General features: G+C 63.7%; 17 protein-coding genes. 8 read left to right on the plus strand and 9 right to left on the minus strand.

Annotated features, from left to right (window positions below):
* Positions 1 to 224: 224 nt before the first annotated feature.
* Together H7290_RS12720 and H7290_RS12725 are read left to right on the plus strand one after the other, a co-directional pair.
* Entirely contained in the window at positions 225 to 1319 is a 1095-nt protein-coding gene (locus H7290_RS12720; RefSeq protein ID WP_290514384.1) for an acyltransferase, read from the plus strand.
* An 86-nt stretch (positions 1320 to 1405) separates the two neighbouring features.
* The gene (locus H7290_RS12725) at positions 1406 to 2524 is read left to right on the plus strand and encodes an acyltransferase (protein WP_290514385.1); all 1119 of its coding nucleotides are present in this window, start codon (positions 1406 to 1408) and stop codon (positions 2522 to 2524) included.
* Positions 2525 to 2537: 13 nt separating this feature from the next.
* Here H7290_RS12725 and H7290_RS12730 read toward each other — a convergent pair whose 3' ends face one another.
* Positions 2538 to 3437 (minus strand): glycosyltransferase family 2 protein, encoded by a 900-nt coding sequence (locus tag H7290_RS12730; RefSeq protein WP_290514386.1) that lies wholly within the window; start codon positions 3435 to 3437, stop codon positions 2538 to 2540.
* Here H7290_RS12730 and H7290_RS12735 point away from each other — a divergent pair.
* Positions 3430 to 4449, plus strand: a complete 1020-nt coding sequence (locus tag H7290_RS12735; RefSeq protein WP_290514387.1) for a glycosyltransferase — start codon at positions 3430 to 3432, stop codon at positions 4447 to 4449. The genes H7290_RS12730 and H7290_RS12735 overlap by 8 nt on opposite strands.
* A gap of 4 nt (positions 4450 to 4453) precedes the next feature.
* On the opposite strand, the gene H7290_RS12740 is transcribed toward H7290_RS12735, so the two are convergent.
* From H7290_RS12740 to H7290_RS12750, 3 genes are read right to left on the minus strand one after another with little or no spacing between them, the layout of a single operon-like run.
* Complete coding sequence (locus H7290_RS12740; protein ID WP_290514400.1) at positions 4454 to 6019, minus strand: glycosyltransferase; 1566 nt, start codon at positions 6017 to 6019, stop codon at positions 4454 to 4456.
* 19 nt (positions 6020 to 6038) lie between these two features.
* A complete protein-coding gene (locus H7290_RS12745; protein WP_290514388.1) occupies positions 6039 to 7262 on the minus strand; it encodes a hypothetical protein in 1224 nt (407 codons plus the stop codon).
* Positions 7263 to 7278: 16 nt separating this feature from the next.
* A complete protein-coding gene (locus tag H7290_RS12750) occupies positions 7279 to 8700 on the minus strand; it encodes a polysaccharide biosynthesis tyrosine autokinase (protein ID WP_290514389.1) in 1422 nt (473 codons plus the stop codon).
* Between the two features lie 265 nt (positions 8701 to 8965).
* Here H7290_RS12750 and H7290_RS12755 point away from each other — a divergent pair, with 265 nt between their 5' ends.
* From H7290_RS12755 to H7290_RS12770, 4 genes are all read left to right on the plus strand, one after another.
* On the plus strand, positions 8966 to 9550 hold the full coding sequence (locus tag H7290_RS12755) for a hypothetical protein (protein ID WP_290514390.1): 585 nt from the start codon (positions 8966 to 8968) through the stop codon (positions 9548 to 9550).
* A 229-nt stretch (positions 9551 to 9779) separates the two neighbouring features.
* Complete coding sequence (locus H7290_RS12760; RefSeq protein WP_290514391.1) at positions 9780 to 15119, plus strand: PKD domain-containing protein; 5340 nt, start codon at positions 9780 to 9782, stop codon at positions 15117 to 15119.
* Positions 15120 to 15321: 202 nt separating this feature from the next.
* Positions 15322 to 16590 carry a hypothetical protein gene (locus H7290_RS12765; protein ID WP_290514392.1) on the plus strand — a complete coding sequence of 423 codons (1269 nt, stop codon included), beginning with the start codon at positions 15322 to 15324 and terminating at the stop codon, positions 16588 to 16590.
* The gene (locus H7290_RS12770) at positions 16587 to 17681 is read left to right on the plus strand and encodes an acyltransferase family protein (protein ID WP_290514393.1); all 1095 of its coding nucleotides are present in this window, start codon (positions 16587 to 16589) and stop codon (positions 17679 to 17681) included. The genes H7290_RS12765 and H7290_RS12770 overlap by 4 nt, the downstream gene beginning before the upstream one ends.
* Here the strand turns inward: H7290_RS12770 and H7290_RS12775 are convergent.
* Positions 17617 to 18759 carry a glycosyltransferase family 4 protein gene (locus H7290_RS12775; RefSeq protein ID WP_290514394.1) on the minus strand — a complete coding sequence of 381 codons (1143 nt, stop codon included), beginning with the start codon at positions 18757 to 18759 and terminating at the stop codon, positions 17617 to 17619. The two genes, H7290_RS12770 and H7290_RS12775, sit on opposite strands and share 65 nt — an antisense overlap.
* Before the next feature lie 175 nt (positions 18760 to 18934).
* Here H7290_RS12775 and H7290_RS12780 point away from each other — a divergent pair, with 175 nt between their 5' ends.
* Positions 18935 to 20299 (plus strand): hypothetical protein, encoded by a 1365-nt coding sequence (locus tag H7290_RS12780; RefSeq protein ID WP_290514395.1) that lies wholly within the window; start codon positions 18935 to 18937, stop codon positions 20297 to 20299.
* A gap of 13 nt (positions 20300 to 20312) precedes the next feature.
* Here H7290_RS12780 and H7290_RS12785 read toward each other — a convergent pair whose 3' ends face one another.
* The 4 genes from H7290_RS12785 to H7290_RS12800 all read right to left on the minus strand — a co-directional run.
* Positions 20313 to 20882 (minus strand): acyltransferase, encoded by a 570-nt coding sequence (locus tag H7290_RS12785; RefSeq protein ID WP_290514396.1) that lies wholly within the window; start codon positions 20880 to 20882, stop codon positions 20313 to 20315.
* Entirely contained in the window at positions 20879 to 21985 is a 1107-nt protein-coding gene (locus tag H7290_RS12790) for a glycosyltransferase family 4 protein (protein ID WP_290514397.1), read from the minus strand. The genes H7290_RS12785 and H7290_RS12790 overlap by 4 nt, the downstream gene beginning before the upstream one ends.
* 43 nt (positions 21986 to 22028) lie before the next feature.
* Positions 22029 to 24446, minus strand: a complete 2418-nt coding sequence (locus H7290_RS12795; protein WP_290514398.1) for a right-handed parallel beta-helix repeat-containing protein — start codon at positions 24444 to 24446, stop codon at positions 22029 to 22031.
* 306 nt (positions 24447 to 24752) lie between these two features.
* Positions 24753 to 24936 (minus strand): hypothetical protein (locus tag H7290_RS12800; protein ID WP_290514399.1); only part of this gene is annotated, 184 nt, incomplete at its 5' end.

Below are 24936 nucleotides of genomic sequence, written 5' to 3' on the forward strand. Positions count from 1 at the left end.
CCGCCCGTCGGGGCGCCAGGACGTGCACGACTTCGTGCTCAGCGGCTTCGGCTCGGCTGAGCGCAAGGAGCTCGACCTCAACGTCGAGCTCGCGGCCGATGCCGTCGAGAGCCTGATCGCTCACGGGCTCGCGCGGACGCAGCAGGACTTCAACTCCTAGCTGGCTTCGGTACGTATTTGTGGGATCGATCGCAGAGACCTGCCGCACCTGCCAGAATACCGAGGTGCCCGACGCCCAGCCTGACCCGTCGACCGGAGTCTCATCCCGGCTGGCATGGGCTGACTCTGCTCGAGCGCTGTCGGTCTTGGCAGTCGTGCTCTTCCATGTTGGTCTGTGGCACTTCCTGCCCCATTCAGCCGAGCTGTGGGAACCGGCGGCGCGAGCATGGGCGAAGATCAACGGAATCCTCGCGAGCGTCCGCATTCCCCTGCTTCTCGCCGTCTCCGGACTGGTCATGTCCCGCCGCATACGGTTGGGGTTTGCTGACCCAGCGAACATCGGGCGTGCAATCGCCAGCTATTACCTCTACATCGTCTGGCTCCTGATCTACGCGCTGTTCTTCGCCCTCGTGACATACGACGACCTCCCGCACCGCATTCATGGCCCGCTTGATCTGTTCGCGCAATTCCTCGTGCCGGACACCACGCTCTGGTATGTCTTCGCTCTTGCGGTGTACGTGCTCGTGTTCTCCGCGCTACGTCAATTACCGCCATGGATCGTCCTGGTTGCTCTGGCGGCGCTCACCATAATCATCAGGATCTCGGACGTCCAAGGGCTCCAGGCGTACAAGATCCCCGAGGTGGCGTTCTTCTTCGCGGTCGGGGTCTACGGTGCGAGCCAGATTCGCAGTCTCGCGGAGAACTCGACGGTGCTGAGGGGGGCTGCGCTGCTGGTGCTCGCGGCCGTGGTGACCCTCGGGGGCAGGTTCATGACCGGAGAGATCTCCGGCAGCGTGCTGTTCATGGTGCGCGGTGTGACTTTCATGGTCACCAGCGTCGCCGTGATCGCGGTGCTCGTGCGGTGGCGACCGCTGGGCCGAGCGATGTCAGCGGTGGGCCGACAGACCTTGCCTATCTACGTGATGCACCCACTGTTGCTCTACGTCCTGATCGCATCGACCGCCCAATGGTCGGGTTTCGACGCGCTTCTAGCGCATCCCGTGGTCTCAGTGATCTATCCCGTCGTCATCACGGTTGGCATCGCGTTGATCAGCTTGGCGATACACCGCGTGGCATTGCTCGCACGCCTGAGCCTGATGTTCGGGCTTCCCTCCGGCGTGAGGGAGTCGCTCTCGCGCATCCTTGCGCAGCGGGCGTGATCAAGGGCGTGAGGGGGACGTGTGACAGACTTCCCGGATCCCCTTTGAGACGCGCCAGGCGTCGGTACCATTACGTGGTCCGCATCATGTCGACGAATGAGGCCGTAATGGGAGCCGCGACGCACTCCACACGAGCGCCTCGACTGCAAGGTATCCAGGCACTCCGTTTCGCCGCAGCGATCATGGTGGTGTTCACCCACACGACGTTCTACGCTCGCGAGCGGCTCGACCCGACTCTTCCGATCTGGCATTTCGGAGAGGCGGGCGTTGACATCTTCTTCGTGATCAGTGGTGTCGTCATGGGAGTCACCGCCCCGGCATTCATCGGGCGGGCTGATGGCTGGAAGTCGTTCGCGGTCCGACGCCTGATTCGTATTGCGCCGATCTACTGGATCGCCACGACGGTCAAGATCATCACGATCGTGGCGATTCCCAGCGCACTCCTGAACTCTCAGCTCGCGCCGGGACACACCGCGCTGTCCTATCTGTTCCTCCCCACGACGAACGCCGCCGGTCGAAACGAGCCCGTGCTCGGCGTCGGCTGGACCCTGATCTTCGAGATGTTCTTCTACTCAGTCTTCGCGCTCGCGCTGCTGGTACGGGTCAAGCCGCTACACCTGTGTGGTGCCGTGATGAGCGCCATGACTATCGGGAGCATCTTCCGTCAGGACGACTGGCCAGCCGTCTCGATGTACCTCAACCAGATCGTCCTCTACTTCGTCGTCGGCATCGTGATTGCGACGTGGCTTCTTGAACGGGACACGAGATCGGCGCTGCGGTGGGGCGTCTGGATCACGTTCCTCTGGGTGTTGGTCGGAACCGTCAACACGACGGACGGCATCGGGTGGGAACTGCTTGCCCGGCACGCCTGGGTCGTGCTGCTGGTGGCGGTGATGGCTCTCAACGAATCGCGCATCGGAAGTCGCGTGCCCGCGCCGGTCGTCTATCTCGGCAATGCGTCGTACTCCCTCTACCTCTTCCACCCACTGCTCGCGCCTCTTGTGCCTGCCACGCTGGCGGCCATCGGCTTGGGGAGCGTTCCGCTCTCGATCGGGCTGTCGGTCGTTGGCGTCTGCCTTGCAGCAGCACTGATCTACCGCTTTTTGGAACAGCCGCTCATCAGGTTCCTGACCAAGCGAGTGCCCTACGTCGAAACGCGGCCCGCCACCGTTGGGACTGACGGGAACTCGCCGCGCCATCCGTGAGAGTCTTTATGGTTCAGGGGTGCCACGGTCCCGTGGTGCCGCGAATCCCGTCGCGGGTGCCGCGCCATGCCGCGCCGACGAAACCTCCCGGCCGCACTAGCTGTCGACGGCCGCCACGTCGGATGATCTGCCACGCCGCATCCGCGGCCGTACGCCGCCACCGGCGGCGGTCTGCCTCGTCGAGATGCTTGGTGGCGAAGAGCAGGCGGTTACGGATGTTGTAGTAGTAGTAGATCGACGACTTTGCCTCGGCACGGTGCCCGTCGTCGTGTGTCCGGCCTTCGTCATGGACGGCCGTGGCGCCGTCCACCAGCTCCAGCTTCCCGCCGGCCTCAGTGACCTTGACCGAGAGGTCGACGTCCTCCCAGTACAGGAAGTAGTCCTCGTCGAATCCTCCGACACGACGCCACAGTTCTGCGTCAAGCACCAGGCACGCCCCACTGAGCCATGGCAACGTGCGTGCGTCGGGGGCCTCGTGCCGTCGGCGCCAGGACCGCATGTCACCGCGGTCGAGGTCCAGGTCTGAGCCGGCCGACCAGTGCGATCCATCGGGCCGTACAACTCTCGGCGCGGCCAAAGTCATGGCGTCTCCCGCTGACGCCGCCGCGACGAGGAGCAGCGTGGACGCACGGTCGATCACTGCGTCGGGGTTGAGCAGCAGGATGGTCCTCGCTCCGCGCGCCAAGGCTTGGTCGACACCCAGATTGCATCCACCGCCAAAGCCGGTGTTTCCGTTCGGGTAGATGCCCGTCCAGCCATGTGCGTCGCAGAGTCCTCGGACGAGATGCCGCTCCGGGTTGCTGCTTAGGTTGTCGACCACGACCACGTGGGCCTCCGGCAGCTCGTTGGCGACCGCGACGAGATTGCGGGCCAGCAAGGTGGAGGACCCATAGTTCACTACAATGATGGCCAAGTCCGACACAGCGGGCGCTTCGGTCACAGGTTGCTCCAGCGAGGGGGTGGGCGGGATCCACGCCAGCGGCGAGTTCACGGGAACGCTGACGATCGCGGTCCTAACCTACAAGAGGAACGTCGACCTCGAGGCGCTCCTGCCGGCACTCGTTGCACAGATGGCATCGGCGCGGGCGCAGGTGGCGACTGCCCGAGTCCTGGTGATTGACAACGATCCGGCAGCGAGTGCCCGGAGCGTGCTGGAGTCCCAGCCTGTGGGTCTCCCTGTCGACTACGTCCACGAGCCGGTACCGGGCATCTCTTCAGCACGGAACCGAGCGCTGGCAGCCAGCGCCGATTCAGACCTGCTGGTGTTCATTGACGACGATGAGCGCCCAACCGAGGGGTGGCTGGGCCATCTGCTCGCGACCTACGAAGCGGCCGACCGACCGGCTGCTGTGATCGGTCCAGTCATATCCACATTCGCTGTCGAACCTGACGCGTGGGTCGCTTCGGGTGACTTCTTCTCCCGGCGGCGGATGCCGACAGGGACCGCTGTGAATGTGGGTGCGACGAACAACCTCCTCCTTGATCTCCGTCAGGTGCGGGAGCTCGAATTGACGTTCGACACCGGTTTCGGCACGACGGGTGGCGAGGACACGCTGTTCACCATGCAGGTGGTGGCGGGCGGCCGACGAATGGTGTGGTGCGACGAGGCGATCGTCCACGACGTTGTGCCAGCTGCCCGCGTCACCCGGTCCTGGGTACTTGGCCGGGCACTGAGCAGTGGCAACAGCTGGAGCCTCATCTCGGTGCGATTGGCCGGCGGGCTGCGTGCCCGATCGTCTCGGCGGTTGTTGCTGTCCGGTCGCGGGCTCCTTCGGCTCGGGGGAGGGAGCGCCCGGTGGATGCTGGGTGTCGTCTCGAGGTCGTCGCGGCATCGCGCAAAAGGTTTGCGCACGGCCGCTCGCGGACTCGGGATGGTCTCTGGAGCCTGGGGATACCGCTACGAGGAATACCGGCGGACGGCTTGAGCCGTCACGCGTGCATCAGGTCCACGGCTAGTCGAAACGCCTCGGCGTGCGCGACACCGGCATGTGACCAGTCGCGACGCGACATGTTCGGCGACGACTCGTCCACCTTGCGTACCGCTTCGATTGCCCGGGTGATGTCGTCGCCACTGAGCTCGCCGTCGTAGGTCTGTACCCAGCGGTGGCCGACCTCGTCGGCAAGCACGGTGTTCGTGTGGTTCGCGGGCACGAGCACCGGCCGATCGAGGGACAGGGCGGTGAGCACGCCTCCAGAGTTGTGCATCTCCCGATAGGGCAGGACAACCAGTTCGGCGCGGCTGACGTGGTCGGCGAGGTCGTCGTCTGACAGGAAGCCGAACCGAAGATCGATCCGGTCGTCACCGGCAGCGAGTGTGCGTAGAGACGAGGCGAGCTCGGCGGACGATGGTTTGCCCGCGACCGCGAGTGACACATCGTGCGAACGATTGATCTCGCGGAACGCTCGGATCAGCGAGTCGACTCCCTTGTACTGACGCACCAATCCGAAGAAGGCGATTCGTCCTGGCTCGGGGTCATGCAATGAGTCGGGCGAGTACCAGTCGCGGTAGTGGCCGTGCAGGATCGTCGCCGAGGCCCGACCCGGTTGGATCGGGGTCGTGTCGTTGATGGCGATGCCTAGAACCGTCTGTCGATCGGCCCGCTGGAGGAGCCGTGTCTCCCGACGGCTGATGCCAGTGGGCAGCTCCAGGTTGTGCATGGTGCGCACGATCGGTACCCGACGGCGTCGCAGACGATGGAGAAGCATGGCGAAAAGGGCTTGACGCACGCGCTTCTTCAATCGACTCTCGCCGGAGACAAGGATCTCCGGCCAGTGCACGTGAAAGACGTCGTAGTCATCACGCAGAGCCTTCCGCCAGGCAAATGTCTCAACGGTGAGCCCCGGTGTCTCGTGGAGTGCTCGACCAAGCATGACGATGTACGGGTTCGTGGTCGGTCGTGGTTCCGGGAAGGACTCGAGCACGGTCAGGTGGTCAAGCACCGGCACTGCCCGGCGGCGCCCGCTCGCTGCCCCAGCGGCCTCGCCGGACAGCGGTGCCGCGATGGTGTCCACCGCGTCCGAGATCGACGCGAACGTCTTGCGGAAGGTGGCGGTGTTCTTCCGGTACGGGTCGGGAATGTCGAGGTCGTCGCCCTCCAAGGTGAGGTAAGGCCGCCCGGCGGCCAGCTCTGACGGGTCTGCGACTGGACCGGAGTGGGAGATCAGCGCCGCGAGCTCGGTCAGGGTAAAAGTCTTTCGGAGGGCAAGCGGAACCAGCTCCACGACCGAGGAGCGCTGATCCCGGGTCATGGTGATGATCAAGTCGGCAGCCTCGACCATTGACTGGTCTAACTGGCGCGACACGAAGGCCGATGCCTCGTCCCACTCAGGGTCGAGCAGGCGGTGCATCTGCGGGTGCATCGATTCGCCGACGAGTGCATGAGTTCCGGCGCTCGATATGTCCACCCGGGCCGACGTCGCGAGGCGCCGTTGCAACATGATCTCGGCGACGGGTGATCGACAGATATTGCCGGTGCACAGCACAAGGATGATCATTTTCTGCACGAGATTCTCCTCATCGCGTTGCGGTTCGAGGTGAGCGGGAGATCGGGTGGAAGCGGGCGCTGAGCGGGCTTCGGAGAGACGGCCGGCGCGCGGTCCACGCGACAATCCCGAGGATGGGAATGTGCTCGGCCTCAAGAGCTTTGATGACTCCAATCAACGTGCCCACGGTCGTTGCGCGAACTGTCAGCACGATCGTTGCACCATCGAAGGCGACCGATCGGACCGCACTATGGACGCCGTGGGCCCGGGCAACGAGGACGACGTCATGTGTTGCCCTATGTTCGTCGACGAGATGCGAGACGCCCTCAGATGTCGTCATGACCATGTGGTGGTTGCCGGCGGGTTTGATTTGTGTGGAGGTGCTGGCGACTGTGCGCACGGCGCAGACAACGAGACATGTCCTTCCGCTCGCGACCAGCTGGTCGGCGACCCATGACGCGGTGTCAACCGCACGTCGGCCTGCCGATGTGTCGGCCATAAGAATGACGCGTCCGCCTGCGCTGTGGTGCTTGCCCCTGACAGTGACGCTGAGCCGTTCCATCTCGTGATCAGTCGTTGCCGCATGACGCCCTCGCAGACGTGGTTCGGCGACCAGCGGCGCCGAGGTGATCTCGGTGATCTCATCGAGCGATCCGATCTTGTCGTTGCGGGCGAACCGGAAGAGCGTGAATGTGATCGCTGCCAGCAGGCCAAGCGCCCCGGCCGTGATGGCCGTTGTCCACGGCCGGCTGGAGAGGATCTCGTCGACTGCCGACCCCATGCTGCGGGCCCGGACCGATGACGTTCCGTCCGTGCGGGGTGGTGAAACCTCCTCGACCACGGTGGCGAGCGAGGTGGACACTGCGTCGGCAAGTCTTTGCGCTCCCTGGGCGGACGATGAAGTCGCCGACAGCGAAATCATGAATCCATCCTGTTCGAATGCGACGCCCACTCGACCTGCGAGTTGCCTCGCACTCGTAGCAAGCCCCAGCTTGTCGATCACCGGATCGAGCACGGTCGGCGTTGATGCCAGTGCCGCAAAAGAACCCATCTGTCGGTGGACGTACACAGCACTCTTGTTCAGCTCCCGCGGATCCTGGCTGGTGTTCGCGTTGACGTAGACGCTGCTGGTGGCGGTGTATTGCCGCGCGCCGGAACTGCCAGTCAGGAGCACCAGCGCGATGGGAAGCACGGCAGCCAAGAGCAACAACGGGCAGGCGCGTCGGACGGCCCCGACAAGCTGGCGGCTCACCACGGTGCTGACTCTGCTCTCAGGCGTTTCGGGAGCGACTGAATCGGTGTCCGACGCTCACGAAGGCTCGCCGGAGGGAACCCGATTCGGGGGCAGTGGACGTGTAGTAGCGGTAGTCGCGGATTTCGTCGCGTGGTGCCCTGGTGAGAATCATGCCGATCGGGCTAACCCCGGCCACGGTGAGTGCCTCGAGCGCGGTTGCGACCTGCCTGCGCTTGGTGCGACCCGCCGCAGCGACCACGAGCGGACCGTCGCACTGGTGAGAGAGCACCGCAGCGTCGACGACTGACAGCAACGGAGGGGAGTCGATGACGACGAAGTCGTAGGACGCGTTGGCCTTCTCGATGAGGTCGAGCATCGCTTGCGAGTCGATCAGGTTCAACGGGTTGGGGGGGATGGCGCCGCTTGTCAGGACATCGAGTGTGGTGTCACCCCAGTGCTGGATCGCGTTGCCCAAATCGACCTTGCCGATGAGGATCGTCGACAGGCCGACTGACCCCTCGAGTCCGGTTGATTCAGCCACTGACGGACGCCGTAGATCGGCGTCGACCAGCAGCACGCGGTCACCCTGCTCCGCCAGCGATGCAGCAAGGTTGATGGCAGTGGTTGTCTTGCCCTCGCCTGGGACCGACGAGGTGATCACCACGCTGGTGGCCGCGTCGCCTCCACGCCGAACGAACTCCAGGTTGGAACGAAGGCGACGATAAGCCTCCGAACGAGGACTCTGTGGCCGACGGATGACACTGATGCGGTCCTTTGCGGCGCCACTCCATCGAGGGATCGCGCCCAGAACGGGAAGGTCAACAGTCGTGGCCAGGTCTTCTTCACCATGCACCCGGGTATCAGTGAGGCGCCGCACGACGGCGATCGCCACCCCCGCCAAGATGCCCAGACCGAACCCGAGGACTGTCCGAAGGCGGGTGTTGGGCGAGATCGCGAAGGACGGGACCGTCGCTTGGGAGATCGTGCGTATCGTGACTGCTGCCTCGGTGGCCGTGGTCGATGGAGAGAGACTGTCGACGGTGCGCGGCAACTGTGCGGCCACGGCGTTGGCGATCTGAGAAGCGCGATCGGCACGGCTGTCCGTCACGGAGATCTCGATTATGACGGTGTTGAGTGGGGTATCGGCAGCAACGGACTTCGCGAGTCGACGTGCGGTTGTGTCGAGGCCCAACTGCGCGATGATCGGGTCGAGCACAGCTGGCGTTGGCACCAGCTGGGCGTAGGACTGGACGAGATTCTGGGTGAATGTCGACCCCTGAACCAGGTCATTGACGGTGTTGCCGTTGCTGAGGCTCACGAAGACCTTGCTAGTGGCCTGATACGTGGGGGTCGTGGTGGCGGCCCAGCCGTAACCAGCGACAGCCCCCAGGATTGCGGTGACGGCGATGGTCAACCACCGCTTTCGCAGCACATTCACGTACTCGTTGAGATCCATCATGTCCCCTCGTCCTGGCAGCAGGCCCGGCGTCAGCCTCGCCGCCCGCAAAGGCTTCGAGGCTCGTACGCTCGGCAGCGGGCCAATCATATCTATACCTAGGTCGTGAATTGGTTCGGAATCCTCAGAGTCGGGATCATCACCTCACCTCGAGCGACGATCGCGGTCGAATAAAGGACACTTGGTAGCCGGGGGTGCCGCTATGATCGGCGGTCCACCTCGAAGACAACTAGGACGTCTTGTGTTTGACCGGATCTCCCGTTCCGCCATGGCCCTGATCGCTGCAGCCGCAGTCCTTCTCATCCTTGTGGTCGTCGTAGTCGGGCAGATTGCCGGACCGGACGACGTTAACCCGTCTGCCGCGCCTGCGCCCTCGGCCGGCCCCAGCGCCACACCTTTGTCCTCTGCGGCGTCCCCGACCCCGTCTGTCGGTGCCACGGCGACGGACAAGCCCATCAAACGTCCTGCCGTGAAGACACTGGGTATTGGCGCGACCGCCAAGTTCAACCGAGGAACGACGGCACGTCTCGTCAAGATCACCCGTGTCAACGGCAAGGCGGTGCTGCCCGGCGAAATTGCGGGTCCGGCGATCGCGGTGCAGGTATCGGTGTACGCGGGGGAGCGGGTCAGCTTCGACCAGACCGTCGTCAATGCCTATTCCGGCGCCCGGGACACTCCGGCGATCCAGCTGTCTACAGGAACCAAACCCCTTACGGGCAGCCTTGCCCGCAGCCGAACTACCACCGGAACGTACGTGTTCGCGGTGCCAGACAAGGACCTCGACGATGTCACGATCGAATTCGATTTCGCCCTCCAGGAGCCTGTGACACTCTTCACCGGCGCGGTCAGATAAAACAACTGGGAAATTCTCGTCATGGCTGGTGCCTGACGTGCTCTTACATGGCGTGACCACCACCTGGCGAACACCCAGGACGAGGCCGCTGTCGAATTCTCCCTTAGCCCTACAGGTGTAGGCCGACGTCGACGGAGCTTCACCGGCCAGAACGGATCTGGCCGGTGAGTCACGCCTGACTCCTACCTGTAATGGGGATCCAATGGTTCGCCGTACTCCTTCGCGCCTGATGACCGTCCTGTCCATGATGATCGGGCTCGTGGTTTCGGCTCTGGTCCTGTCGCCCTCGGTGGCACAGGCCGACACGGCGCCGGCCACGGGATTGCCAGAGACAGCATCGGCCGACGCCCTGCCGACGGCCCAGATCAACGGCGTCGCGTGGGACCAGGCCATCGTGGGCAACACGGTCTACGTGGTTGGCAGCTTCACGAATGCGCGTCCTGCCGGCTCGGCAGCCGGCGTGAACACAGTGACGCGCAACAACATGCTCGCGTACAACCTCACTACCGGCGAGTTGCTCACGGGATTCGCCCCCAGTTTCAACGCCGAGGTGCGCTCGGTTGCGGCGTCACCCGATGGGTCACGCATCTATGTGGGTGGCGCGTTCACGTCTGTCAGCGGCTTGAACCGCTACCGTGTCGCCGCGCTCAATCCGACGACTGGCGCTGTCATTGCCAACTTCGCGCCCGTCGTCAACTCTACGGTCAAATCGGTCACGGCCACGGCCACCGGCGTCTATTTCGGTGGACAGTTCTCGTCGGTCGGGGGCAGCGCACGAACCAAGCTCGCAGCGGTCAACGCCAACACCGGCGCATTGCTGCCGTGGAGCCCGTCGATCACTGACGGCATCGTCCAGGCAGTCACCGCGTCACCCGACGGCACAAAGATCGTCGCGGGCGGCAGCTTCACGTTCGCCAACGGTTCGAACAATCCCGGCTACGGCCTGGTCATGCTCGACTCCACATCAGGCACGACCAACCTTCCGATGTCCGGAAATGCCTTTATCCGCAACGGTGGCAGCGAATCGGCGATTCTGTCGCTGAAGAGCGATGCAGACGGCTTCTACGGCTCGGGCTACCACTTCGGTGGAGGCGGAAACGTTGAGGGCTCGTTCCAAATCGACTGGAACGGCAACCTTGCATGGGTCGAGGACTGCCACGGAGACACCTACGACATTGCTCCAGCGGGCGACGTCGTCTACTCGGCCTCTCACAAGCATTACTGCGGGAACATCGGCACCGGTGGGTACCCGCAGACCGACCCGTGGAGCTTCAAGCGTGCTACTGCGACCACGAAGTTCGCTACTGGCACCTCGAAGCCCGATATTTACGGCTACCCGGACCACGCCGGTCAGCCCAGTCCGACGATGCTGAACTTCTTCCCCGACATCAACACCGGTAGCTACACCGGAGCGGGCCAGGGACCGTGGACCGTTGAGGCCAACAGTCAGTACGTGGTCTTCGGTGGCGAGTTCACCCGCGTCAACGGTGGATTGCAGCAGGGCCTCGTGCGTCTGGCCACCAAGGCCATCGCGCCCAACAAGTCCGGCCCGCGTCTTTCGCTCGCAGCCATGAACCCGTCGCTGAACTCATATGCGCGCGGCACGGTCAGTATCGGCTGGCCCGGCAACTGGGACCGCGACAACAGCAAGCTGACATACAAGATCTATCGCGGCGACACGAACACCGTCGTCTACGAAGGGAACCAGGACGCGCGATTCTGGGAGACCAAACGCATGCGGTTCGTCGACAAGACCGCGACTCCCGGCTCTGCGACGCGTTACCGGGTTCAGACCATCGACCCGTTCGGAAACTTCACGAACTCCGAGTGGGTGACGGTCGATGTGGCAGCGACCGGCGAGCTCGGTGACTACGGCACGAAGGTTCTTGAAGACGGCGCTGCCAACTACTGGCGCCTCGGCGAGAGCAACGGGCCGGTTGTGAACGACTGGGCAGGTGCCGATGACACGACTGCTGGCGCCGGTGTCACGCGGGGCACCGCGGGAGCACTGCTGAACAGCGACAATCTTGCCTCGACATTCGACGGCTCGGGCACTGGCTTCTTTGCGTCACCGAACAGCGTCCAAGCTCCAGACACATTCACGACCGAGGCGTGGTTCAAGACCACATCAACTTCCGGTGGCAAGATCGTCGGCTACGGCAACAGCGCGACCGGTAACTCGTCCGCTTACGACCGCCATACCTACATGGACGGCTCCGGTCGCGTGTTCTTCGGTGTATACACCGGCAACACCGACACGGTCAGCTCCAGCAGGGCATACAACGATGGTCAGTGGCACCAGGTTGTGTCGAGTCTCAGCTCGGCGGGCATGGCACTCTACATCGACGGCAAGAAGGTCGGGAGCCGCACCGATGTGACCGCCGGACAGTCATACAGCGGCTACTGGCGTGTCGGTGGTGACAGTTCATGGGCCGGCAACAACTACTTCACCGGCGACATCGATGACGTGTCGGTGTATCCGACAGCCTTGTCGACCGCGAAGGTCAACGAGCACTGGATCGCCAGCGGCCGCTCATCAGCGCTTCCTCCCGAGCCCACTGACGCCTATGGCAAGAAGGTCTTCGCGGCTGAGCCCGACCTCTACTGGCGCCTCGACGACACGTCCGGCACCATCGCGAAGGACTCGTCTGCTGGCGAGAACGACGGAACCTACCGTGGAACCGTCGATCAGGGGGCTGCTGGCATCGTCGCCGGCAACTCCGCAGTCAAGCTGGGCTCGGGCGCCACGGTCGTGGCCAACGGGTCGACCAACAACCCGACGACCTTCTCCGAGGAGGTCTGGATCAAGACCGGCACGTCACAGGGAGGTCGCATCTTCGGGTTCGGCCGCAGCGGTGACGGCAACTTCTCGAGCAGCTACGACCGACACATGTACATGCTCGACGACGGCACCATCCGTTTCGGCGTCTACAACGGCAACACCGTGACCATCGATTCGCAGGCCGGACTCAACGACAACGCGTGGCACCACGTGGTGGCCACGGTCGGCAGCAACGGCATGAAGCTGTATGTCGACGGTGACCTGAAGAGTTCCAATGGCAACACCCAGGCCGAGAACTACCCCGGATACTGGCGCCTCGGTGGGGACCAGACATGGGGTGGCAACTCGAGCTCGTACTTCGACGGCTACGTCGACGAGGCCGCCATCTATTCGAAGGTTCTCACCCCGGAGCAGGTCACCGACCACTACACGGCAGGTGAGGGGGTAGTCCCGAACATCAAGCCGACTGCGGCATTTACGCCCACCGTCACCGACCTCAAAGTGCTGTTCGACGGCACGGGGTCCTCGGACTCCGATGGCACGGTGGCTTCCTACGACTGGACTTTCGGTGACGGCACCACCAGCACTTCCATGAGCCCCGAGCACACTTACGCCCAGGCCGGTGGTTTCGAGGTGACACTCAAGGTCACCGACGATGACGGAGCGACCGACACGATCTCCAAGACCGTCAATGTTGCCCCTGCCAACGTCAAACCGACGGCGGCGTTCATGTCGACCACCGATTTCCTCAAGGTGACCTTCGATGGCACAGGGTCCTCGGACTCCGATGGCACGGTGGCTTCGTACGCCTGGGAGTTCGGCGACGGAAGCACGAGCACTCTTGGATCGCCTGAACACTCTTACACCACCGCTGGCGACAAGACTGTGAAGCTCACTGTCACCGATGACGATGGTGCGACCGACTCGGTGACCAAGACTGTGACGGTCACGGCGGTCCCGCCTGCCAACGTCAAACCGACGGCGGCGTTCATGTCGACCACGGACTTCCTCAAGGCGACCTTCGATGGTACGGGGTCCTCGGACTCCGATGGCACGGTGGCTTCGTACGCGTGGGAGTTCGGCGACGGCGGCACGAGCACCGCTACCTCGCCGTCACACACGTACACCACCGCCGGTGACAAGACGGTCAAGCTGACGGTCACCGATAACGATGGTGCGACAGATTCGGTGACCAAGACCGTGACGGTCACTGCGGTCCCGGCGCCCAGCGCGACACTCGCGGAGGACGCCTTCGGTCGAAACGTGGCCAACGGATTCGGCTCGGCGGACAAGGGCGGTGCCTGGACGGTCTCGGGCGGCAACACCTCGTTCGCCGTCGACGGTTCGAAGGGCGTGTTGACCTTGCCGACGGCCGGGTCCTCCCGGTCAGCGACGCTAGGCTCGGTGTCCTCCACGGACACCGACCTGACGGCAGAGTTCTCGTTGAACAAGGTCGCAACAGGTGGTGGCACGTACGTCGCCATGAACGGCCGGTCCGTCAACTCGACCAACCTGTACCGCGCGAAGGCATTCCTGCAGGCTAACTCCGACGTCAAGCTACTGATCACCAAGGTGGTCAGTGGAACGGAGACTACCGTCAAGACGGTCACCCTCATCGGTGTTCGTCACGCGGCTGGCGATACCTACGGCTTCCGCTTCCAGGTCACCGGCACCGGAACGACGACGCTCAAGGCGAAGCTCTGGAACGTGACCACATCTGAGCCGACCGCATGGACCAACGAGACTTCGGACACCACTGCGGCTCTGCAGGCCAACGGCGGCGTCGGGTTCTTCGCCTACACGTCCGGCTCGTCTACCAACGCGCCGCAGGCGGTCACTTTCGACAACCTGGTGGCCAAGCCAGTGAGCACAGTGGTGGTGCCAAACGTCAAGCCAACGGCTGCGTTCACGTCCACGACCAACGGCTTGGCGGCCTCGTTCAACGGCGCGGGCTCTTCGGACTCCGACGGCACTGTGGCGTCGTACGCATGGTCGTTCGGCGACGGCGGGACGAGCACGGAGGCATCCCCGGCGCACACGTACACCACGGCCGGCGACAAGACCGTCACATTGACGGTCACAGACGATGACGGCGCGACAGATGCAGTGACCAAGACAGTCACCGTGACAGCACCGGCGCCCACTGCGAACTTCGCCGCCGATACGTTCGGACGTAACGCGGTGAACGCCTGGGGAGCGGCGCAAACAGGCGGCTCGTGGACAACCAGCGGTGGAGCCACATCGTTCTCGGTCAATGGTTCGAAGGGCGTCATCTCGCTGCCGACTGCCGGATCGGGTCGCTCGGCGACGCTGAGCACTGTGTCCTCGGACAACACCGACCTGACAGCTGAGATCTCGATGGACAAGATCGCGACAGGCGGCGGCACCTATGTGGCGCTGGTCGGTCGCAGCGTGAACTCGACCAACAACTACCGGCTCAAAGTCTGGTTGCGGGCGAATGCCGACATCCAGCTTCTGGTAACCAAGGTCGTTGGAGGATCCGAAACCACGGTGCGCTCGGCGACCATCACTGGAGTGCGTGAGCAGGCCGGTGACGTGTTCAAGATGCGGTTCCAGGTTTCAGGAACCGGCGCCACCGCGCTGAAGGGGAAGGTCTGGAAGGCCAGCGCCTCGGAGCCGGCCTCATGGGCGATCGACACCACGGACACCACGGCCGTGTTACAGGTGAAGGGCGCCGTCGGTGTCTACGCCTACAGCTCAGGATCGTCAACCAACGCACCACTGGCGATCACCGTCGACAACGTCGAGGCGAAGCCCACGGCTTGACCGGTGCATCCCGCCAGACGGTCACCCCGTGCATCGTCACGGGGTGACTGGGCGCACTCCTGGTGGGCGACCACTTCCCGGATCAGGAGATCAGCCACAGAGGAGGAGAGTCGTGGATGTAGTGGATCGTGCGCGTCTCGAAGAATTGGTCAGCGGTTCTGCGACCCCTCCGAAACACGCGGAGCACTCGTACGATGAGCGCGTGACTTCCCTCGTTCGTCCGGGTGCCGAGACACGGCTCTTCACCCGTTGCGCTGAGGTTGAACGACTAGCGGCACTGGCGGCTGTGCTACTTGTCTTCCTGCGCATCGACCTGCCGCTGGCACACCTCGATGTCACAATTCTGGGCGTCGTCGCACTCGCACCGGTGTGGTTGGGATCGTTGTCTCGCTACGAGGGAGCACGCATTCTCGTGGTGGCCTGCGCCGCGGCGCTGAGCGCCGGGCTTGTTCTGGCACTCGTATATTCCCCTGTCCGAAACACCAACACGGCCGAAGCTATCCAGACGTCCATCGAGCTGGCATCTTTTGTGGGCACGATGGGCGTCGTGCTGTGGGCCAGGACGCATGTCCCGGCTCATCAGGTGGCGCTGGTGGCGGGCATCGGAATGTTGGTCACGGTGTCGCACAGTTCTGGCCTCTACGCGAGCAACCCTTGGCGGTTCGGTTACTCGATCCCAGTCACGATCGTGGTCCTCGCGATCGCATGGTGGATTGGATCCCGCTGGTTCGAGATCGTCTGCCTGCTGACACTGGCTCTGGTATCAGGGATGAACGATGCGCGGTCCAACTTCGCGATGCTCCTGCTGGCAGCGATCCTGCTTGGCTGGCGCATGCGGGCTGAAAGTGCATCGCGTCGTGCCTCGTGGTTGCCGATGGCGATGCTTGTGGGTACCGTCGCTTGGTCGGTGTACCACTTGGTGCAGACACTCATCCTTGACGGATATCTTGGTCAGGTCACCCAGCAGCGCTCGGCTGAACAGATCGATGCTTCCGGCTCGTTGATTGTTGGCGGGCGGCCCGAGCTTGCGGCCGCTGTGGCGCTGATCCGCGATCATCCTGGGGGATTCGGTCTTGGCGCGATTCCCAGGCTCGACGAGATCCTGACCGCCAAGGCAGCCATGGCCTCGATCAACTACGACCCCGACAACGGCTATGTCGAGCGGTACATGTTCGGCGACCACTTCGAGCTGCACTCGGTGTTCGGTGATCTGTGGGCGAGCTTGGGTGTCGCTGGCCTCGTGCTCGTGGCCATTCTGGTGGCGCTCTCTGTCAAGGGGATGGCACTGAGCCTTCGCACGGGCCACGGTCTGAGCGCCATTGTCATCTACCTCGCGATCCGTGCTCTGTGGGGCATTGCGTTCAGCCCTTTCGCGGCAGCCGCCACCCTTATTGCTCTGTTTCTGGGTTTGGTGCTGGTCGACCGCAGGTCGCACGAGCATCAGTCCGCGTCAAACGGAGGTACGACATGAACCGGCTGCGCTGGGTCGACACTGGTCGCGGTGTCGCGATCATCCTTGTGGCGGTGTTCCACTCGACCAACTGGCTCCTTGCGGTCGGCTTCGATCTTGACGCGGCGGTGCGTGTCAACCTGGTGCTCTCCTCCGTGCGCATGCCTCTGTTTTTCGCGATCTCAGGACTGTTCGCTGCGAAGTGGCTCGACGGGCAATGGCGCCCGCTGTTGCGGCAGAAGGTAATTCTGTTCCTATGGGTCTACGCGATCTGGGAGATCATTGGCGCAGCGATCACCTACTACGGCAATGGTCTCAACGGAGACCGCGGCAGTATACCTGCCGTCATCAGGCATCTCATGCTTTCACCAGTGGTTCCCCGCTTCGAACTGTGGTTCATCTGGGCGTTGGCCATCTTCTTCGTCGCGGCCAAGCTCAGCAGACGGGTCGACCCACGCCTCCAGCTCGGCATTGCGGGGATCATCTCGTTGATCGCGCTCAGCGGTTGGGACGCGCCCAACGTCGGGTGGGGCGGATCGTTGAAGTATTACGCATTCTTCCTCGCAGGTATCTATCTGCGCGAGCAGATTTTCGCCTTCGCCCGGATCCGGCGCCCGGTACTGATGGCAGGTGTGATCGTGGCATGGGCCGCCTCGAGCTCCGTGCTGGTGATTTTCGACCTCCAGGTAGTACCTGGTCTCTACTTCCTCAACTGTGTGCTGGGACTTCTTGCGGGAGTCTGCCTGGGACGGGCCCTCTCGGGCGTATCTCTGATCCCGTATCTCGGGTCAAGAACGTTACCGATCTATCTTGCGCACACCCCGATCATCGTCTCGATCGCGCTCCTGCTGTCTGTCGTTGATGCAGTCGACTCGGTGTCGTCCCCGTGGATCTACGGACTCGCGCCCGTGCTGGCTGTCATGGCGATTGGTCTGTCGATGCTGCTTAATCGTCTGGCCGTCAGCCATGGGCTCTCATGGCTCTATGAGCCGCCGACGCTGGTGGTTAAGATGCTCGGCCTTGCTGGGCCCCGCCGGGCCGCCGGCGCTAGGGCGCGTCGTTCAGGAGACCCCTCATCGATGAGCGATAGCGCTCCGGGGAAAACCGGCTGAGGGCATCGTCCCGACCTGCGGAGGCGAGTCGGTTCGCGAGGGCTGGGTCATCCAGTATTAGCGCGACTTGAGCTGCCAAGGCCTTCGCGTCACCCGGGGCAGACAGCATGGCATTGCTACCGTCCACAACGATTTCGGCCAGGCCCTGGGTGTTCGAGGCGACGAGCGGGCGCTCGGCAAGGAGGGCCTCGACCGCCGTGTTGCCGAATGGCTCGACCCGCGACGGGACGACGACCACGTCGGCCTCGGCAAGCACCGGCCACGTCGGGCTCACATAGCCGCGGAACTCCACAGCTCCACGCAGGTCAGGCTGCGCGGCACGGACTCGCAGCGCGTCCTCGAACCACTCGTAGCCCGGGAAGACAGACCCGCAGACTACGAGGCGCACGTCCCTGCCTTGAGTGCGCAGGGCGGCAACGGCCTCAAGGGCGACGTCGACGCCCTTGCGCGGAGACAAGCGTGCGACGACCACCAATGTGGCGGGATCGGCCACGCTTCGGACGTGCAGGGGGAGAGGCGGTTCGGCAGGTCCGGGCACGCCGTTGTGGACGACCGTGATCCGGTGGGAAAGCCGTGACACTGAGCCCGTGAGAGTCGCAGCGGACGCCTGACTGTTGACCACGAGCCGATGGGCCAACAGATTCGGTAGGGCCAATGCGGTGAGCACGATGCGGTGGCCTTCGTCCTCTGCCTCGTGCACATGACCCACCGTGAGCCGACGTGTCAATCGCCCGGCCAACAACCACCACGGAATCGTGACGGTGTTGACCAGCACGACATCTGCGCCGACCCGTCTCATCTCGGCCAGCATGCCCGGCAACGACCGGATGACCCCGAGAACCAGACCGAAGAGGCCGGGGAGGTTGATCATCGACTTGCGAAGCACGGGAAACGAGCGGCATGAGACGGACGCGCCACGCTCCTGCAGCAGCGGCACGAGCGGCCCGCGGGCTGGCAGCACCACGTGGGCGGACCAGCCCGCTTCGACCACGGCGGAGATGGTCTCCAGCAGCTGCAGGTCAGACCCGTAGAGGTCAGCGGACGGATGGGCGATGAGCACGGATCGCGCTGTCGGCACGGTCCCTCCTCGGGGTTCAGCCACCGAACGGTGGGGAAGGCCAGTCGTGGTTGTCACACGTGACCAACCGGTCTGTGCAACTGGGGGGCATAGCGCTACCGGCAGCATTATCCTAAGCGAGGTGGTCTCTTGGATCACCGTCAATCGACCGGCCGGCCAAGATGGAGTGCACCTCATGACGACGCCTCCCGTCGAGACCTTGACACCTCGACGCGGGGGGCTGATGCGGCGCGTGCTGAGTGACTGGCATGTCGTGGGCACCACGGCGGGGATGAAGATCATAGTCATGGGCCTGTCGGGCGTGCTTGGCATCATCACGAGCCGGCTGATCATCCAGAACTACGGCGTCGACAGCTATGCCCAATACGGCTTGCTTGCCTCATTGCCCGCCCTCCTGCCGTTCGCGGATCTGGGCATCGCGGCAGTGGTGATCAACACTGTCGCGGCGTCAGCGGACCCTCGGCGCGACGAGATCGTCCGCCGCACTCTGACGAGCGCGCTGCGGATTCTTCTGGCGTCCGGCGGTGTCATTGTGGGCATCAGCCTGCTGTTGTTCGCGACGTCAGCGTGGCCAGTGATCCTGGGTGACGGTCTACTTCCGGGCGGCAACCTCGTCGCTGCGCTGTGCCTTGTGGTGTTCGGCCTCACCCTGCCACTGTCGATCGGTGCACGTGTGTTGGTCGGGCTGAACAAGAACCCCAGCCAGGTCGGTGTCCAGGCCGTCATCGCGCCATTCATCCTGCTGTGCGTAGGAGGGTCAGTCGTTCTGGGCATCTCCGCTGGCGGAGTCGTCGCCTTGTTCTCCTACCTCGCCGCAACCTTGTCGGCGCTCCTCTGCCTGGCGATCGCTGCCCGTTCGATCTCGCCGCAGGTCGGGCAGGCAGTGCGGAACGTGCCGCGTCTTCGTAGCGACCCGGGCGTCAGGATCATGGACACGGCCGGTCCCATGTTGATCCAGATGGTCGCACTTCCCGTGGCGATGCAGACCGACCGCATTCTCATTAGCCACCGGGCAGACGGCAACACGCTGGCGCAGTACAACTTGGCGTTTCAGCTCTTCGGGATCGTGCTCCAAACAATCTCGGCCGCCGGTGTGGCCCTGTGGCCGCTGTACGCTAAATCTCGGGCCGAAGGCCAGATTCGCTCGCCGGCGCGCCCAGCGATGGTGTTCTTCGCGTTGGGTCTGTTGATGGCACTGGTCATGGCGGCGCTGAGTCCGTGGTTGAGCGACATTGTGTCGGACGGCAAGATCGAGCTCGACTGGTGGTTGCTGGGCGGATTCTGCGGCTTTGTCGCCGTGCAAGCACTGAAGTACCCGATCGGCATGTACATGACCGACAAGCGTGGTCTTCGCGCCCAGGTGGTGCCGACCGTGCTCATGGTGCCGGTGTCGGTGGGTCTGTCGTGGTGGCTCATCGGTGTCGTCGGTGCGGCCGGACCTGCGATCGGTTCGGCGGTGGCGGTCGCCCTGTGTCAGGTGCTTCCCATGTTGTGGTTCGTCTCTCGCGACCTACGGCGTCGGCGGGCGGATGCCATCTGAGACGAGGGACGGCTCACCTCCAGTCGGCCGCGTGACCGATCTGCCTGGCCGGGTTGCCTGCGACGATCGCGTGAGCAGGTACATCCTTCGTCACGACGGAACCGGCGGCCACCACCGCGCCGTCGCCGATCGTGACCCCTTTGAGGATCATTGCGCGCGCACCGACCAGAACATGTTCGCCGATGACTACGGCCTTGGTCATCGGGAACGGTTTCCCGTCATCGTCCAGCACGGCGTGGAAGTCGGTGTCGAGAATTTGGCAGTCCCACGAGAGCCGTGCACGATCGCCGATCGTGACCGAGTCCGCGACGTTGATGATGTTGCGGATGCCGATGGCTGCTCCTTCGCCCAGACGCAGGGTTGCCCCCGCGGCAACGAAGATGCGTGCGTCCTCCTTGACGCGGCTTCCTCGCCCAAGGACGTAGGTCCCGCTGCCTGTCAGCACAGCACCGCGAGCAACCTGAGCCCCTCGCTGGCCGTGCCGTCGCGCCCGTGCACGTTCGACTGCCTTGCGCGTCCAGAATCTTCTCTTCTCGGCGTTGAGGAGTTCTGGCAGCCGAGAGACGATGCGTGTGCGATTCACAATCTCTCCTGGGTTGTTGGCCTGAAGAGCCACTGGTCGGCGGCTGTCCGTCCGTCGGTGGAGGGGAGGGGGACCATGACGTCGGACGCGGAGCGGCCTTGGGTCGCGGCAAGGGAAACTGCGCTGGCCACCTCGTCGATCGAGGACTCGGCGTCGATCACGCAATGGCCATTCTCGAACAGCCAGGCGGCAAGTCCGGTCTGGTCGGTCGTCACGATGCGGCACCCGTGCGCAAGACCCTCCACGATGGGAAGACCTACCTGTTCGCGCCACCTCTCCCGCGGTTGGGACAGAAGTACGAGCACCTCACTGGACCTCAGGACAGAGTGGATCTCATCACGGGGCGGGTCGATGCGCACCTCAACTCCCGGCAGCCGTGACGCGGCCGCAAGCACCTCGTCCAGCAGGGGTCCCTTTCCGACCACAGTGAGGGTCGCGTTGGGCACGATCTCCACGACAGCCGGCCAGCTGGCCAGGAGCGGGCGGATGCCCTTGCGTTCGTCGAACGCCCCGACGAAAACCACCGAGTGTGGCCGGCGTGCCAGTGGGCTGCAGGAGCACGGTGCAGGCAGTTCGGGCACAAGCAGTCGGTCAGTTTGTGAAAGCTCCGGACCGCGCGTCAGCTCGTACAGCTCCATCGACGCGCTGGTCCCGAACGAGATCCGGTCTAGGTGCCGACTCAGCCAGCGGCTGAGTCCCCGATCCACAACACGCCGCAAGCGTGGGCGCCAGCGTGTCGGCGTAACCGCGAACGGGTCGAGATTCTCGATCGCGTGGGCGACGACGAGAACAGGGTGGCTCCTGATACGACCCGCAACCTGCGCCGCCCACACCGACAGCACAGTTCGAGCCAGACGCTGCCGCACCAGCGGCTCATTGACCTCGAGTGCCTCGACCCGCGACCGCAGCATGACCAGCGGGGCAGCGAAGGTTCCTGCCTTCACCAGATCAAGGTCAGCGGCCAGGGTGGCATCGAAGTCGTAGCTCTTGAGCACGTACACGATGGTCGCGGGCGTCTGCCGTCGAGCACGCTCGAGGTGCACAGTTCGCAAGCGCTGGTATAGCCGGACGCGCTGCAACGTGGTGCGTCTGCCGGTGGTCACGCGGACATGCTCGCATGTCCGAACGTGACCACACCATCAGCCGTCATCCGGTCGTGTACGGCCCGAGCTTCCTCGACCCTGCGGCTTGGCTTATGGCCGACGCGACATCGGTGGGCAGCGGAATAGCGACGGAGGCGTCGGTCGGGCCTGTAGGAGCACCGCTGATGGTCGAGTTGCGCCATGCCACACCGCGTGTGGCGTTGAAGGACTGGGTCGTTGCATATCGCTCGGACTTCGTGCCTCCGACGCCCCACAGGAACATCGTGCCGCTGGTTGAGGCGAACTGGTTACCGGCAATCTGGTTCACGAATGTGTCAGCGTGCACCCCGGTACGGATGTCGAAGGCATAGATCTGGGTCTCCCCTCCAGCGGTGAAGATGTTGTTCGCCACCGTGATGTTTCGCGTGATCCACGGGTTGGTGGGGTCGGGCACGGGCTGGCGCTTGTCGCGACCGGTCGCCCACGTTGCCTGCCGACGCTGGTCCTGCATCAACTTGACGCCAGCTGACCGGTTGCCGCCGACGTCGTTGTTGTAGATCTTCACGTTGCCGGTGTTGTACACCTGCACGCCGGTCTTGTTCCCGGTCGCGACGTTGTCGGCCACGATGCCGTCCTCGGACAATTCCAAGTGGATGCCCACGGACCCGTTGTCAATCACGGTGTTGCCGGTGACCTTGATGCCGACTGTCGACTCGTCGGTCCAGATGCCCATCGAGTTGATGTTTGAGCGCACGGTGTTGTTGGTGATCGTAAGACCACGCAGGCGCGACACCTTGATGCCGCCCGCAGACGGGGCGACGTTGAAGTGCTCCACGTTGTTGTCCTCGACGATGCTGTCGCGAATTCGAAGCCGATCAGCGGCCGTAGCCAGGATGCCAAGTCCGCCAGCGCGTCGCACCGTCACTCGCTGAACGTCGATGTCAGGCTTGATAATGGCGAGGCCCTGCGTTGCACTGTCTTCGATGACGACGTCGCGAATGATCGAGCCGTTGGCACTGCCGGCGACGTAGACGGCGCCCTTGGCGCCGGCCATCTGGCTGGCGTATCGCCGCACTCCAATGCCTTGCAGAGTTGACTTGGGGCTGACGAACTGGATCGCGGTTGGCAGGTCACTGGCGCGAACGGACTTGCCGGATGGGTCGCTGCCGATCGTCAGGGTGTCCTTGCTGTAGTCGACCGCAAATGCGCCGGGCTTGACCAAGGATGCGGACTTCACCTGTCGCAGCGGCGCCCCGTTGACGAAGACCTGGTCTGGGTAGGAGGCCATTGGGAAGGCCGGGTCGATGAACGACTTGCTTTGATCGAGTCCTTTGACGTAGCTGGCGTTGGAGGAGAACTCTGCGGTCCAGCCGCTCGCGACCCATGTCGACCCTGACTTCTTCCAGGTCGAGACAGGAGCTGAGCCGTCGAGCCACACCTTCTCGCCCGGATAGTTCTGGATCGTCACCTGCTTGCTCGATGACGTAGACACGAACTCGTGATAATTGCCCTCGCGAACGACAATGGTCGTTCCGGAGGTTGCCCTTGAGACGGCTTGAGCGATGGTTGCGAATGGGTTGGACAAGCTGCCCGAGCCAGAGGATGATCCAGTGGTCGACACGAAGATTGCGTCCTTCGGGACGGCGTAACGCGCCGATCCCACGGCCACAGAGCCGCGATCGCCGTTCTCGATCGGATCGGGGGTGGGTGTTGTCGGAGTAGGCGTAGGCGGAGTAGGCGTAGGCGGAGTAGGTGTGGGGCTCGCTTCGACGAATGTGGAAGCCGTGAGCTGCTCAAACCGGACGGTGGCGGCCGGTGAGGTGGTGGAGAGGTACGACCATATGCCGACGGAACCGGCACCGCTAATGCGCTGGTCGGACGAGTCGAGGACTGTTGTCTGCCACTCAGGCGCAGATGTCGAGGTCAACCAAGCGCGGGCTTTGACGGACACGGGCTTATCACCGGTGACCCGCATTTGGATCGTCAGTTTGCTGCCACCCTTGACAGACTGCGGGATCTTAATAACATTGCCGAGCCGGACCGGCTTGGCGTTGGAACCATCGAAGCGGGTGATCCACAGATTGGTCTGACCATTGGGCTGAGTGCGGGCGGAGGCTTGGTAGTACCGGCCGCCGCTCTTGCGCGCGATGACTGCGCGGTAGATGCCGGAGCCCGATGCCGGAGGCGACGACACCGTGGTGTTGGTCGACACGATCGTGTCATCGATCGAGGATTTCGGCAGCGTACCCTCGAACCCTGATCCGCCCTTCGTCATGCGGACGATGCCTCCACTACCGTCCACTGACACAGCGGTCGTGCTGGACGACTTCGTGATGTAAGCGCCACCTTGCGTGGCAGAGCCGAGTCCGGAGCCGGTCTTGCGCGCGAACGAGTCGTGGACGACGTCGTTGTCTGTCGTGGCCGTCGCTGCGGTGCTGGCTGCGAGGCAGCCAGCGAGCAGGCTCGCCAAGACCACGGCCATCCACGAAGCCTTGCGTCGCTTTGGGTCGGCCCGGTGGCTCGCGGTGCCTGTGCTCGGCTTTGACATGGCATAGCGGTGTGACAAGGCGGCTCGCATCGTGGCAGGTACTCCCTTTGTTCCCGTCGAATGGTCCGAGTCGAGGAACTGTGAGTATTTTCCTACGCGCTCCAGCAGAAATTTACCAAAGAAAGTAGTCATTTGGGAGGGTGAGTGACCGCAATCTTAGGCATTGAAAAGTAAATCATTGATACCGCCGCATGAGGATGGTTGTCACGTACGACGGTGATTTGAGCTCAGCAACTCAGGTCAATGGTGTCGCCTGCCCGAGGCCTGGCCTCGCGAACTCTGACCGTTGATCAGGTCACGGGCGAGGTCGGCGTAGCCGTGGGTGACGACATCCCAGTCGAAGTTTTTCTCCGCCTGCTCACGCAGCTGGACCCCGATCTCACGCGCGGTGTTGCGGTCGGCCTCGGCGTTGACGAGTGCCTCA

It is taken from the genome of Aeromicrobium sp., assembly GCF_014378035.1.
Classification (GTDB): domain Bacteria; phylum Actinomycetota; class Actinomycetes; order Propionibacteriales; family Nocardioidaceae; genus Aeromicrobium.